The organism is Pantoea sp. AS142 (assembly GCF_037152305.1).
In the GTDB taxonomy this organism is placed as follows: domain Bacteria; phylum Pseudomonadota; class Gammaproteobacteria; order Enterobacterales; family Enterobacteriaceae; genus Pantoea.
In genome coordinates this window covers 122885-137517 of record NZ_JBBCMO010000006.1, presented here as the reverse complement: position 1 = coordinate 137517, position 14633 = coordinate 122885, and the positions used below count along the sequence as shown (strand labels likewise).

The following is a 14633-nucleotide window of genomic DNA, read 5'->3' as shown; positions in this document are numbered from 1 at the left end:
AAGAGGCTGAATCTTCAGACAGACGTGCGGGATGGGCGGTGAGAAAGAGAGAACAGAAGCGTGCGGCCGATCCGTCGACCGCAACGTAAAAAGAGGTTATTGCATGCGCCTTACAACCTTATCGGTGAAATGTTCCAGATCTCATCGGCGTACTCCTGAATAGTACGGTCCGACGAGAAGTAACCCATTCCGGCGATGTTTTTAGCCGCGCGACGCTGCCACTCATCCGGTTTACGATAGAGCGCATCCACCTTATCCTGGGTATCCACATAACTGCGATAATCCGCCAGTAACTGGTAATGATCGCCGAAGTTGACCAGTGAATCGAACAGATTGCGGTAGCGACCCGGGTCCTGTGGACTGAATACGCCAGAAGCAATCTGGGTCAGCACCTGATGCAGCTCTTCATCCCCTTCGTAATAGTCACGCGGGTTATAGCCGCCTTTGCGCAGGGCTTCGACCTGCGGCGTGGTATTACCGAAAATAAAGATGTTCTCTTCACCGACGTGATCCAGCATTTCAACGTTAGCGCCATCCAGCGTGCCGATGGTCAGCGCGCCATTCAGCGCAAACTTCATATTACTGGTGCCGGACGCTTCCGTTCCTGCGGTAGAAATCTGTTCAGAGAGATCGGCTGCCGGGATAATGATTTGCGCCAGGCTCACGCTATAGTTCGGGATGAAGACCACCTTCAGTTTGTTCTTTACCTGAGGATCGTTGTTGATCACATTTGCGACATCGTTGATCAGATGAATAATGTGCTTGGCGACGTAATAGGCCGACGCCGCTTTACCGGCAAAGATATTGACGCGAGGTACCCAATCCGCCTGCGGATCGGCCTTGATACGGTTGTATCGCGTGATCACATGCAGCACGTTGAGCAACTGGCGTTTGTACTCGTGAATACGCTTGATCTGCACATCAAACAGCGCATTCGGGTCGAGCACCACGTCCAGATTCTTGGCCACCCAGTCAGCCAGCCGACGCTTGTTCTGATGCTTAGCGCTCGCCACTTTTTCGATAAATGCCGGATAGTCGATCTGCGCCTTCAGCTCACCCAGCTGACTGAGATCGGTACGCCAGTTGCGGCCGATTTCTTCATCCAGCACTTCTGACAGCGCCGGGTTCGCCAGCGCGAGCCAGCGACGCGGGGTAACACCGTTGGTTTTGTTGCAGAAACGGCCAGGGAACAGACGGGAGAAATCGGCAAACAGCGACTGTACCATTAAATTGGAGTGCAACTCAGAGACGCCATTCACTTTGTGGCTGACTACCACTGCCAGCCAACCCATACGTATCCGACGACCATCGTTCTCGTCAATGATCGAAATGCGTGACAGCAGCTCCTGATCCTCAGGATAGTGATCCTGAATGGTCTTGAGGAAGAAGTCGTTAATCTCAAAAATGATGCTGAGGTGGCGCGGCAGGATCTTGCCGATCATATCCACCGGCCAGGTCTCCAGTGCTTCGGTCATCAGCGTATGGTTGGTGTAGGAGAAGACCTGACAGCAGACATCAAAGGCGCTATCCCAGCTGAATTTATGTTCGTCAATCAGCAGGCGCATCAATTCGGGGATCGCCAGCACCGGATGGGTATCATTCAGGTGAATAGCGATTTTATCCGCCAGGTTGTCCCAGGTCTGGTGCATCCGCCAGTGGCGATTAAGAATGTCCTGCACGGTCGCGGAGACCAGGAAATATTCCTGACGCAGACGCAGTTCACGGCCCGAGTAGGTTGAGTCATCGGGATAGAGCACGCGCGATACGTTTTCAGAGTGGTTTTTATCTTCCACCGCCGCGAAGTAGTCACCCTGGTTAAACTTACCGAGGTTGATTTCGTTGCTGGCCTGCGCGCCCCACAGCCGTAAAGTGTTGGTGGCATCGGTGTCGAAGCCCGGAATGATCTGGTCATAGGCCATCGCCAGGATCTCTTCGGTCTCCAGCCAGCGTACTTTCGCGCCTTCATGCTGAACGCGACCGCCAAAACGCACTTTATAACGGGTATTGAAACGCTGGAATTCCCACGGATTGCCATACTCAAGCCAGTAATCCGGCGACTCTTTCTGCTCACCTTCCACAATGTTCTGTTTGAACATGCCGTAATCATACCGGATGCCGTAGCCGCGGCCCGGCATGCCCAGCGTTGCCAGTGAATCGAGGAAACAGGCCGCCAGGCGACCCAGGCCACCGTTGCCCAGCCCCGGATCGTTCTCCTCTTCCATCAGCTCGGCCAGATCCAGACCCATCTCATCCAGCGCCTGATTGAGATCGTCATAAATCCCCATCGCCAATAGCGCATTGCCCAGCGTACGTCCCATCAGGAATTCCATCGACAGGTAATAGACCTGGCGGACATCCTGAGAGAGCTGGGCACGGCTGGAACGCAGCCAGCGCTCCACCATCCGGTCGCGCACCGCCAGCAGCGAGGCGTTGAGCCACTCATGCTTATTGGCGATAGAGGGATCTTTGCCGATGGTAAACATCAGTTTGTAGGCAATCGAATGCTTTAAGGCATCAACCGTCAACGTTGGTGAGGCGTAAGTGAAAGGTGCATTCATATCCAGTTTTCCCCGTCCGTTACATCAAACGTTGGTAGAGATCACGGTAGGCTTGTGCGGCCACCTGCCAGCTAAAGTCCATCGCCATCGCCTGGCGCTGAACGTAACGCCATAGCGAAGGACGGGACCACAACACAAACGCGCGCCGGATTGCCCGTAACAGTGACCAGGCGTTGGCATCTTCAAAACTGAATCCACTGGCGATGCCATCGGCCAGGTTCTCCAGTGAGCTGTCATTGACAGTATCGGCCAGCCCACCCGTGCGGCGCACTAACGGCAACGTACCATACTTCAGTCCATAAAGTTGTGTCAGACCACAGGGCTCAAAGCGACTCGGCACCACAATCACGTCCGCGCCACCGACAATGCGATGTGAGAACGCTTCGTGATAGCCAATCTGCACACCCACGCTACCCGGATGCTCCGCCGCCGCCGCCAGGAATCCTTGTTGCAGTTCGGCATCGCCCTGTCCCAGCAGCACCAGCTGTCCGCCCTGCGCCAGTAAACCGGGCAGTGCCTCCAGCACCAGGTCCAGCCCTTTCTGTTTAGTCAGACGGCTGATCACGCAGAACACTGGCGCTTTATCATCAACCTTCAGGCCCATCGCCACCTGCAGCTGACGTTTGTTCTCCGCTTTCGCTTCCAGCGTGTCGCGGTTGTAGCGCGCACTGAGCAACAGATCGTGCGCCGGGTCCCAGATAGAGGGATCAACACCGTTGAGAATCCCGCTGAGACGGCCTTCCAGCATCCGCTGCGCCAGCAGGGTTTCCATGCCGTAACCAAACTCGGCAGAGGTAATTTCATGCGCATAAGTCGGACTGACCGCCGTCACATGGTCGGCGTAAAAGAGTCCCGCTTTCAGGAAGGAAATCTGACCGAAAAACTCCAGCCCATGCATGTTGAAGAACGACCACGGCAGGCCAATCTCTTCCATGTGGTGCGCCGAGAACAACCCCTGATACGCAAGGTTATGCACGGTAAACACCGATTTGGCCGGACGGCCACGCGCTTCCAGATAGGCGCAGGTCAGGCCAGCGTGCCAGTCATGGGCGTGGACGATATCGGGACGCCACATGGAATCCATACCGCACGCCAGTTCACAGCCGACCCAGCCCAGCAGCGCAAAGCGCAGATAGTTGTCGACATACGCAAACTGCGACTCGTCATGATAGGGACTGCCGGGACGATCGTAGAGGCCGGGAGCATCAATCAGATAGATGCCCACCCCATTAAATTCACCAAATAACAGACGCACATGACCGGCAAATGTCTCTCGCTCTGTCACGACCTGGAGATCAGGTATGCCTTTGCGCAATGCGGGAAACGCAGGTAACAGCACTCGCGTATCCGTGCCGCCCGCAATTTGCGCCTGAGGTAATGCCCCGACTACATCAGCCAGCCCGCCCGTTTTCAGCAGCGGGAAAAGTTCTGAACAGACATGTAAAACCTGCATCCTCGACCTCATTAAGTTATCCGGCACGCTCCGCGTGCCGATTGCGTAAGTTCCGCTTATCGCTTACAGCCCCGCTTTGGCCAGTCTGGCCAGCATGGCGCGGGTTACCAGTACGATCCCTTCATCCGAACGGTGAAACCGGCGACTGTCTTCATCGGGGTTTTCGCCAATCACCATGCCCTCCGGTAACTCGCAGGCGCGATCAATCACGCAGCGACGCAGACGACACGATCGGCCCACAACCACATCAGGCAGCAGTACGGTTGAATCAATATTGCAAAAAGAGTTAACGCGTACCCGTGGAAACAGCACCGAATTGACCACCACCGAACCGGAGATAATGCAGCCGCCCGACACCAGCGAGTTCATGGTCATTCCGTGACTGCCGGATCGATCCTGAACAAATTTGGCTGGCGGCAACGGCTCCATGTGGGTACGGATCGGCCAGGTGACGTCATACATATCAAGTTCAGGCATCACTGATGCCAGGTCGAGATTGGCGCGCCAGTATGCTTCCAGCGTCCCGACGTCGCGCCAGTAAGGCGGCGCGTTGTCGTCGTTCTGCACGCAGGAGAGCGCAAAGGAGTGTGCATAGCCTTCGCCGCTTGCCACGATTTTCGGCAGGATATCTTTGCCGAAGTCATGATTAGAGCCAGGCGTCTGCAGGTCTTCTTCCAGCAGCGTATAGAGATAGTCCGCGTTGAAAACGTAGATCCCCATGCTGGCGAGCGCCTGCGTGTCATCGCCCGGCATGGTGGGCGGTTTCGCAGGTTTCTCAACGAAGTCGATCACCCGGTTCTCTTCGTTCACCGCCATCACGCCAAACGCGGTAGCTTCATGCACCGGCACCGGTAAACAGGCGATGGTACATTTCGCCTCATTGACCACGTGATCCAGCAGCATGCGTGAATAATCCATCTTATAAATGTGGTCCCCGGCAAGGATCACGATGTACTGCGCCTGATAGCGGCGAATCACATCAAGGTTTTGCGTCACGGCATCGGCCGTACCGCGATACCACTGTTCGGTCGAAAAGCGCTGCTGCGCTGGCAGCAAATCGACAAACTCATTCATCTCTTCATTGAAGATCGACCAGCCACGCTGGATATGCTGAGTCAGGGTATGGGACTGATACTGGGTAATTACGCCAATCCGTCGGATACCGGAGTTAACGCAGTTGGAGAGGGCAAAGTCGATAATGCGGAACTTGCCGCCGAAATGCACCGCCGGTTTGGCACGTTTGGCTGTTAAATCGACCAGACGCGTGCCGCGTCCGCCGGCAAGGATCAGAGCAACCGTCTGTGTAGGGAGCTGGCGGGCCAGCATGAGGTGTTCTGTTCTATCTAACTTGACCATGTCTGACTCCTTATGATTGCTTTTGGAACACACACACACCGTGTGCGGGACCATGCCAGACAGTGAGCAGGATGGGGTTGTCGTCCCCGGCGAAAGGAGGAAGGGCACGCCATTCTCCGTCTGGTAACACGATGTCATTCACCGTATCCGTGGCGTTTATTGTTATTAACCAGCGGCCGGACAGCAGGATCTGCAATCTGTGCATCCCCTGCGCCCATTCATCGTGTTGCAGTGGCTGGCCACCGGCATTAAGCCACTGCACATTGCCGTCACCGTCCTGCCACCAGCGATCTGCGGTCAGCGCCGGAATGCGCTGGCGCAGAGCGATCAATGCTGCGGTGAACCCGGCTAATCCCTTCTCATCCGCCTGCCAGTCAAGCCAGCTCAGGGCGTTATTCTGACAGTAGGCGTTGTTATTGCCGCGCTGCGTGTGGCCACGCTCATCGCCTGCCAGCAGCATCGGCGTGCCCTGTGACAGCAGCAGCGTGGTCAGCAGTGCCCGCACGCTGCGGCGGCGCCGTTCAATCACGTCAACGCTGACGTTCAGCCCCTCTTTGCCGTGGTTGTGGCTGTAGTTGTCGCCGTGACCATCACGGTTATCTTCCCCGTTCGCTTCATTGTGTTTACGTTCGAAGCTCACCACATCCCACAGCGTAAAGCCGTCATGGGCGGTGATCAGATTAACCGTGGCGTGTGGCGGCCGGTCATCATGCTGGTAAAGATCGCTTGAGGCGGCAAAGCGCCGGGCAAACTCACCGGTGCTTAATGCGCCGTGCAACCAGTAGCGACGCGCGGTGTCGCGGAACTTATCGTTCCATTCGGCAAACGGCGGCGGAAAACGGCCAACCTGATAGCCGTCAGGCCCGATATCCCAGGGTTCAGCAATCAGTTTGACCTGAGAGAGCAGCGGACAGGCGCGTATCGCCTCAAAAAATGGCGCATCACGCCGGTAATCCGGCGTGCGGCCCAGCACCGGTGCGAGGTCAAAACGGAAGCCGTCGACGTGGCAGACCCGCACCCAGTAGCGCAGCGCCTCTAATGCCCACGTCATCACCTGCGGATGGTGAATGTTCAGCGTGTTGCCGCAGCCGGTCCAGTTCTGATAATCGCCCTGCTCATCGAGCCAGTAGTAGCTGGCGTTATCAATGCCGCGCATTGAGATCGTCGGGCCAATCTCATCCAGTTCGGCGGTGTGGTTGAACACCACATCCAGCAACACTTCGATACCCGCCGCGTGCAGGTTTTTGACCGCCTGCTGAAACTCCTGCAACGGCGTCACGCCCGACTGACCAGAGGCGTAACGAGGATCAACCGCCCAGAGCGCAAAGGGGTTATAGCCCCAGTAGTTGCTCAGACCGAGCTGAAGCAGCCGCGGTTCGCTGGCGAAATGGGCCACCGGCAGCAGCTCAAGGGTGGTAATCCCCAGATGACGCAGGTAATCCACCATAACAGGATGACCCAGCGCCGCGTAAGTCCCGCGCAGAGTTTCCGGAATTTCCGGATGTTGCTGCGTCAGGCCGCGCACGTGAGCTTCATAAATCACCGTGTTGCCCCACGGGATACGAGGCGCAACATCCCCCTGCCAGTCAAAATCCTCCGCGACCACCAGAGACTTCGGCGCAATCGCCGCATTATCATGGGCGTCGGGCTGCGCCTCGCCGCCATGAAAATGCGGGTCATCCGGTACATCGCCCTCAACTGCGCGGGCGCAGGGGTCAACCAGCAGCTTCGCTGGATTAAAGCGATGTCCCTGCTGCGGCGCCCAGGGGCCATGCACCCGGTAGCCATAACGCTGTCCCGGTTTTAACGCCGGAACATAACCATGCCAGATATCCCCGCTGCGACCAGGTAGATCGAGACGCTGTTCTGCGCCCTGTTCATCAAACAGACACAGCTCTACGCGCCTGCCATGCTGTGAGAACAGGGTGAAATTAACGCCTTTGCCATCGTAACTGGCACCCAGCGGTTCGGGATCTCCGGCAGTGATGGTCATTCAGCCTCCCGCACCAGCCATATCGTTGCCAGCGGCGGCAGATTGAGACTCAGCGACTGGGGTCGTCCGTGGCTGTGCTGCTCATCGGTATGCACCCGATGATTGCGCACATCGCTGCCGTGATAGTCGTGCTGATCGGTGTTCAGTACCTCACGCCAGTAGCCAGACTGGTTAACGCCAAAGCGATAGCCAGGACGCGGCACCGGGGTAAAGTTACTGACCACAATCACTTCGTTGCCTTCACGGTCGCGACGCACAAAGGCGAAAACGGAGTGCTCCGCATCGTCTACAACCAGCCACTCAAATCCTGCCGGATCGAAGTCGAGCTGATGCAGCGGCGTGTAGTACTGATAGGTGTGGTTGAGATCGCGCACCAGACGCTGGACGCCGTGGTGCCAGTTGTCGTCCCCTTCCAGCAGATGCCAGTCGAGGCTGACGTCGTGGTTCCACTCACGGCCCTGCGCAAATTCGTTGCCCATAAACAGCAGTTTCTTGCCAGGGAACCCCCACATCCAGCCGTAATAGGCGCGCAGGTTGGCGAACTTCTGCCAGGCGTCTCCCGGCATACGGTCGAGAATCGAGCGCTTACCGTGCACCACTTCGTCATGCGACAGCGGCAGTACAAAGTTTTCGGTGTAGTTGTACATTATGCCGAAGCTCATCAGGTTGTGATGGTGCTTGCGGTAGATGGGATCGACCTGCATGTAGTCGAGCGTGTCGTGCATCCAGCCCAGATTCCATTTGAACCAGAAGCCCAGCCCGCCGCCTTCGGTAGGACGCGTCACGCCAGGATAGTCCGTAGACTCCTCGGCCATGGTTACCGAGCCGGATGCCACGGTGCCGAGCGTGCGATTGGTATAACGCAGGAACTCAATCGCTTCGAGGTTCTCACGGCCACCATACTGATTCGGCACCCACTCCCCTTCGTTGCGGCTGTAGTCGCGGTAGATCATCGACGCCACCGCATCCACGCGCAGGCCATCAATACCAAAACGCTCCGTCCAGTAAAGCGCATTGCCCGACAGGTAGTTGCTCACTTCCCGGCGACCAAAGTTGTAGATTAGCGTGTTCCAGTCCTGGTGGAAGCCCTCACGCGGGTCGCTGTGCTCATAGAGCTGAGTGCCGTCGAAGCGTGCCAGACCGAAATCATCACTGGGGAAATGACCCGGCACCCAGTCGAGCAGCACGTTGAGGCCCGCTTCATGGGCGGCGTCAATGAAGGCGCGGAACTCGTCACGGGTACCAAAACGGCGGGTTGGCGCATACATGCCCAGCGGCTGATAGCCCCAGCTGCCATCAAACGGATGTTCGTTGATCGGCAGCAGTTCAATATGGGTAAAACCCATCGCCTTGACGTAAGGGACCAACTGTTCAGCCAGCTCTTTGTAACTCAGCCAGAAATTGTTGTCGGTATGGCGACGCCAGGAACCGAGGTGGACTTCATAGATAGAGATTGGCGCGTCAAAGGCGTTGGCAGCTTTGCGCTCCTCTTTCATCTCAATCGGCTCTGGCAGACCACAAATCATCGACGCGGTTTGTGGACGCATCTGTGCTTCAAAGGCGTACGGGTCCGCTTTGATGCGCAGTTCGCCATTGGCGTCGATGATTTCATACTTGTAGAGCTGGCCGTTGACCGCGCCCGGTACAAACAGCTCCCAGATACCCAGCTCCTGACGCAGACGCATCGGATGACGGCGGCCATCCCAGAAATTGAAATCGCCGACAACAGACACGCGACGGGCGTTGGGCGCCCAGACGCAGAAGCGGGTGCCAAAGACGCCATCAATGACGTCACCATGTGCGCCCAGCGTCTCGTAAGGGCGCAGGTGCGTGCCTTCTGCCAGCAGCCACAGATCCATCTCCTGCAGCAGCGGGCCAAAGCGATAGGCATCATCCACCAGGTTTTGCTGGCCATGCCAGTTTACCGCCAGCTGGTAGCGGAACGGGTTTTTACGGCGTGGAATGACGCCACTAAAGAAGCCGCGTGCATCTTCACACACCAACTGAGCCAGTTTGCGCCCGGTGGAAGTTTCAATCACCCACACCTCAAGCGCTTCGGGGAGCAATGCCCTGACTTCAAGGCCTTGCTGAGTTCGGTGCATCCCTAGTAACGAAAAAGGGTCGGCATAATTACCCGCAAACAGGGCATTGATCGCCTCGCGATCGGGAAGCTCTGACATGACTTTCTTCCTGTGATAATTGGCAGCCGAAATGAACGCAACATAGCCTGTCGCGCTTCACTTGCGCTGCTCTTCATTGAGCCATACGTACGACGACAAAAGGAGTCAGGCCATTCCGTGGGAAAATTATTTTTGCCGTGTACCACAACCATTTAGTCTGGAAAGCAAAAGAGTTACCTGTGGCACATCATGGTTAAATCATAGCTTGGTCACGGCAGTTGCCATGATGTTACGCAAAAAATTATTTACCGACCGGCAAAAAAGGGAAGCTGATCACTGAGTAAGCGAAACGGCAGGCTATTTCGCCTACTGCAAAGACAAAAAAGGCCGGATAAATCCGGCCTTTGGTGATGTTTTCTGTTTAGCGGGTTAACAACCGCAGCATGCGACGCAACGGTTCGGCTGCGCCCCACAACAGCTGATCGCCAACCGTAAACGCGGAGAGATATTCCGGCCCCATATTAAGCTTGCGTAACCGGCCAACCGGCGTGGTCAGCGTGCCGGTGACAGCGGCGGGCGTCAGTTCACGCATCGTCAGCTCACGGTCATTCGGCACCACTTTGACCCATTCATTGTGGGAGGCCAGCAGCTGCTCGATTTCAGCCAGCGGCAGGTCACGTTTCAGCTTCAGCGTAAACGCCTGGCTGTGGCAGCGCAGCGCACCGACGCGCACGCATAATCCATCGACCGGAATGACGTTGGAGGTGGCGAGGATCTTGTTGGTCTCAGCCTGACCTTTCCACTCTTCACGGCTCTGACCGTTTTCCAGCTGTTTGTCGATCCATGGAATGAGACTGCCCGCCAGCGGCACGCCGAAGTTATCGGTCGGCAGGGTACCGGAACGGGTGAAGTCGGTCACGCTACGTTCGATGTCAAGGATGGCAGAGGCCGGGTTCTGCAGCGCAGGCGCAACGTGATCGTGCAGCATGCCCATCTGGGTCAGCAGTTCACGCATGTGGCGCGCGCCGCCGCCCGAGGCGGCCTGATAGGTAGCCACCGAGGCCCACTCCACCAGATCCTGAGCAAACAGGCCGCCCAGCGACATCAGCATCAGGCTGACGGTACAGTTACCGCCGACAAAGGTTTTGATCCCACGGTCAATGCCCTCGCGAATCACCGCATGGTTGACCGGATCGAGGATGATAATGGCATCGTCTTTCATGCGCAGCGTGGAGGCCGCATCAATCCAGTATCCCTGCCAGCCGCTGGCGCGCAGCTTTGGATAGACGTCACTGGTGTAGTCGCCGCCCTGGCAGGTAATAATGATATCCAGCGCGCGCAGCGCCTCGATATCAAACGCATCCTGCAGTGTGCCCTGCTGTTTGCCCGCGAAGGCGGGTGACGCCTGACCATGCTGCGACGTCGAGAAGAAGACCGGATTGATTGCATCAAAATCACGCTCTTCACTCATGCGGGACATCAGCACTGAGCCGACCATACCGCGCCAACCAACAAAACCTACATTCTTCATGTCGTGTCCGTCTCAGGCAGTTTTACACCTGCTTTTCATTTCAGAGGAGAGAGCGGCGTGCTATTTTCACGCCGCTCTGCGTAATAATAAGGTTTACCCGTTTCCACTCACTCTACAAAATGCAGGCCGGGTAGCAAGTGAATTAATTCGATTACGCTAACTTTTTCAGCAGCGTAACTAATAACTCCGCTTTTTCGCGAACAACATGGTGTAAAACCGATGACTGAAATGATTTCGGCGACAATATTATTGTTGTTAATTATGGATCCGCTGGGCAATCTGCCGATTTTTATGTCGGTTTTAAAGCATCTGGAGCCGAAACGGCGGCGAGTGGTGCTGATCCGTGAAATGCTGATCGCGCTGATTATCATGCTGCTGTTCCTGTTTACCGGCGAACGCATCCTGGCGTTTTTAAATCTGCGCACCGAGACAGTGTCGATTTCCGGCGGGATCATCCTGTTTCTTATCGCCATCAAGATGATTTTTCCGTCGGCTGAAAGCAGCAGCTCGGGCTTACCGGCGGGTGAAGAGCCCTTCCTGGTGCCGCTGGCGATCCCACTGGTGGCCGGGCCGTCGCTGCTTGCGACGCTGATGCTGCTGTCGCATCAATATCCGCATCAGATGTCGCACCTGGTCGGCGCGCTGCTGATCGCCTGGGGCGTGACGGTGGGTATTCTGCTGATGTCAGGTCTGTTCCTGCGTCTGCTGGGCGACAAAGGCGTGAATGCGCTGGAGCGGCTGATGGGATTAATACTGATTATGCTGGCCACCCAGATGTTCCTGGACGGCATTCGGGCTTATCTGAAGTTATAAGCGCGCCTTTGTCGTTTTACACTGAGAGGCAGGCAGCCGCATCAGTTCAGCCTGTTTATCACATAGTTACGGCATTGAAATGAACAATAATATTAATATAATGTTGTAAAAAAGGAGATTTCTATGGCGGGCAGTATCGAAAATTATGCCGGGACAGGCGTCTTTATTATCGTTGAGCGGCTTTACAGCAGGGATGCACCGAACTGGCACGGTGTTGGCGCCTCCATGATGCAGATTCACAAAATGGTTTACCAACTTTATCATAAACAAGATGTTTATCTGGAAGGCAAAAAGATCGAACCCGACAGCGCGACGGTCTGGCAGCGTTTAAAAATTCTGTTTGGCGCGGATTTGGTGCAGAAAAATGCAGCCGATAACAGTACGTGCTTTTCCCTCGATTATGCAGGTTCCCGCTTTGTCACTACGCCTTTCTCAGGCGTCGATTCAAAAAAAATCCCGGATTTTTTGACCAGAGAATATACCCTGCCTGGCCGAAACGTGCTGGCCTTTGGCAGCGATCCCTTCCCGCATGTCGGCCTTTATGGCCGTTCAGATGCACGCTTTGTGATGGCGGAGGGCGGTAAAGGTGACCCGACCGCCGCCGCGAAATACGATGCAAAAAGTAAACAGCTAGTGATGGTAGACCCCGGAAAAGAGCTGCCGCAGCTGATGCAGCGTCTGAAAACCCGGAGGGAAATGCAATGAGGTTGTTATTATCCTTTTTTTTCGGCGCGCTCTATCTGATAACAGGTTACTTCTCCCTTCAGGAAGTCCTGCAGTATGCCAACAGCGGCTATTCAGGGGTGATCACAGATATGCGCAGTTATCTGGTTGCCCCGCTACTCTGCGCGTTGCTCTGGCTGCTGGTTTATCTGGTAGCCTGGTGGGGTTTCAGAAAAATTGCCTTCCTGTCCGCGGCTAAAGAAACAGCCTTTCAGGCACTATTCTTTCTGGCAAATATACTCTGTTTAGCTGGACTGACCGTATTATCCGTCTCGGGCCGGAAAGCGACGTTGAATGACGTGCGGCTGATGCAAGTTGACGTCACTGATTTTGCCTGGATTTATTTACTTGCCGCCGCCATCACGCTGGTTGTTTTTGCTCTGATAAGAAGAAAATGGGCATGAACAGGCTGCTGCAGATTATCAAAAGCTGTCTGCTGCGCACGTTTGACTATGAGGGGCGTGAAGGAAGGGCGAGCTATTCTATTTTCCTGCTGTTTCAGCTGGTCTGGTTCTGCAGTTATCTGCAATGGTTTACCGGGCCACAACATGAAATAGGCTTAACCGCGCTGCTGCTGTTTATTTTGCCTGTTTTTTCCTGCGGGGTGAGAAGAATAAATGACTCTGGCTATTCACGCGGCGTCATTGTCCTTTTGGCGGTGGCGCCTTATCTGCTGTTCCCTTTTTTACTCTTCCCCGGCTCGCGGGAAAAAAACCTGACGGGCAGATAGCCCGTCAGATTGGTCAGGAAAGCAGTTCGAAAGCAATCATACCTACGATAGCCCCGGTAGTGCCGAGAATGGTTTCCATCAGCGTCCACGTCTTCAGCGTTTCGGCTTCGCTGGCCCCGGTGAAGCGACCAAACAGCCAGAAACCGGCATCGTTCACATGGCTGATAATGATTGAGCCACCGCCGATGCAGATCGACAGCGCCGCCAGCTGAGCACCGCTGTAGTGCAGCGGTTCAATCACCGGCATGATCAATCCGACCGTGGTCAGACAGGCGACCGTTGCCGATCCCTGAATCACCCGCACCGCACCCGACAGGATAAAGCAGGCCAGCGCAATCGGCAGTCCTGCGCCGGTCAGCGCATTGCCCAGCACCGGCCCGACGCCGGAGTCCACCAGTACCTGCTTAAACACGCCGCCTGCGCCAATCACCAGCAGGATAATCCCGGCCGGTTGCAGCGCACTGCCGCACACCTGCATTACCCGCTCTTTATCCATACCCTGACGGTAAGCCAGGCCATAAATCGCCACCAGCAGCGCCAGCAGGATGGCGGTGAAAGGGTGACCGATAAATTCCAGCCACTCATACAGGGGGGTGCCTTCGGTCGTGAAGCGTGCGCCGATGGTTTTCAGGCCCACCAGCACCAGCGGGAACAGAATCAGTGAGAGGCTGAAGCCAAACGACGGCAGCTTGCTCTCATCGACATCCGGTTGATGATCTTCCGGCGGCGCGCTGAACGTGACGTGGTTGCCGATGAAGTTGCCAAACAGCGGCCCGGCAATCAGCATGCCAGGGATGGCCGCACAAAGACCCAGCAGGATCATCCAGCCAAAGTCTGCGTGCATCTGCGAGGCCAGCAACATCGGGGCCGGTCCGGGCAGCAGGAACGCCGCCGCCGCGGCCACACCGGCAAACAGCGGGATCACCAGCTTCACCAGATTGCCACCAGTACGCCGCGCCACCGCAAACGCGATGCTGATCAACAGCACCACTGCGACCTCAAAGAAGAGCGGCAGCGCGCAGATCAGACCGGCAATGCCCATGGCGTAATGGGCACGGCTCTGACCAAAGGTTTTCAGCATCCGGATGGCGATCTGATCAACTGCGCCGGTTTCATGCAGGATTTTGCCAAACATCGCGCCCAGCGCAACCACAATGGCCAGGAAACCGAGTGTGCCGCCCATCCCCTTCTGCATGGTTTCAGCGATCTTGTTCAATGGCATGCCGGAGAACACCCCGGCACCGATGGAGACTAACATCAGCGCGACGAAGGCGTGCATACGGGCCTTCATCACCAGGAAAAGCAGCAGCAGGACGGAGCCTGCTGCAGTCAAAACGAGTGTTGCGGTATTCATCT

At 56.2% G+C, this 14633-nt stretch carries 11 protein-coding genes; 4 read left to right on the top strand and 7 right to left on the bottom strand.

The window, feature by feature from the left end:
• Positions 1-110: 110 nt before the first annotated feature.
• The 6 genes from glgP to asd all read right to left on the bottom strand — a co-directional run bounded on the left by glgP (position 111) and on the right by asd (position 11011).
• A complete protein-coding gene (gene glgP / locus WFO64_RS12970; RefSeq protein ID WP_337012292.1) occupies positions 111-2558 on the bottom strand; it encodes a glycogen phosphorylase in 2448 nt (815 codons plus the stop codon).
• A gap of 19 nt (positions 2559-2577) precedes the next feature.
• Positions 2578-4011 (bottom strand): glycogen synthase GlgA, encoded by a 1434-nt coding sequence (glgA, locus tag WFO64_RS12965; RefSeq protein ID WP_337012290.1) that lies wholly within the window; start codon positions 4009-4011, stop codon positions 2578-2580.
• Positions 4012-4074: 63 nt separating this feature from the next.
• Entirely contained in the window at positions 4075-5367 is a 1293-nt protein-coding gene (gene glgC, locus WFO64_RS12960) for a glucose-1-phosphate adenylyltransferase (protein WP_337012288.1), read from the bottom strand.
• Positions 5368-5377: 10 nt separating this feature from the next.
• Complete coding sequence (gene glgX, locus WFO64_RS12955; protein WP_337012286.1) at positions 5378-7360, bottom strand: glycogen debranching protein GlgX; 1983 nt, start codon at positions 7358-7360, stop codon at positions 5378-5380.
• Positions 7357-9540, bottom strand: coding sequence for a 1,4-alpha-glucan branching enzyme (gene glgB, locus WFO64_RS12950; protein WP_337012284.1), 2184 nt, complete (start codon positions 9538-9540; stop codon positions 7357-7359). Before glgB ends, glgX begins: the two co-directional genes overlap by 4 nt.
• A gap of 361 nt (positions 9541-9901) precedes the next feature.
• Positions 9902-11011: an aspartate-semialdehyde dehydrogenase gene (gene asd / locus WFO64_RS12945; protein WP_337012282.1), complete on the bottom strand. Its 1110-nt coding sequence runs from the start codon at positions 11009-11011 to the stop codon at positions 9902-9904.
• Between the two features lie 219 nt (positions 11012-11230).
• Between asd and WFO64_RS12940 the strand changes: the two genes are divergently transcribed.
• The 4 genes from WFO64_RS12940 (at position 11231) to WFO64_RS12925 (ending at position 13277) form a co-directional block, all read left to right on the top strand.
• A complete protein-coding gene (locus WFO64_RS12940) occupies positions 11231-11824 on the top strand; it encodes a YhgN family NAAT transporter (RefSeq protein WP_003853054.1) in 594 nt (197 codons plus the stop codon).
• 123 nt (positions 11825-11947) lie between these two features.
• Complete coding sequence (locus WFO64_RS12935; RefSeq protein ID WP_222924892.1) at positions 11948-12529, top strand: hypothetical protein; 582 nt, start codon at positions 11948-11950, stop codon at positions 12527-12529.
• 110 nt (positions 12530-12639) lie between these two features.
• A complete protein-coding gene (locus WFO64_RS12930; protein ID WP_337012278.1) occupies positions 12640-12951 on the top strand; it encodes a hypothetical protein in 312 nt (103 codons plus the stop codon).
• Entirely contained in the window at positions 12948-13277 is a 330-nt protein-coding gene (locus WFO64_RS12925; protein ID WP_337012276.1) for a DUF805 domain-containing protein, read from the top strand. The genes WFO64_RS12930 and WFO64_RS12925 overlap by 4 nt, the downstream gene beginning before the upstream one ends.
• Positions 13278-13290: 13 nt before the next feature.
• On the opposite strand, the gene gntU is transcribed toward WFO64_RS12925, so the two are convergent.
• Complete coding sequence (gene gntU / locus WFO64_RS12920) at positions 13291-14631, bottom strand: gluconate transporter (RefSeq protein WP_337012274.1); 1341 nt, start codon at positions 14629-14631, stop codon at positions 13291-13293.
• Positions 14632-14633: the final 2 nt, after the last annotated feature.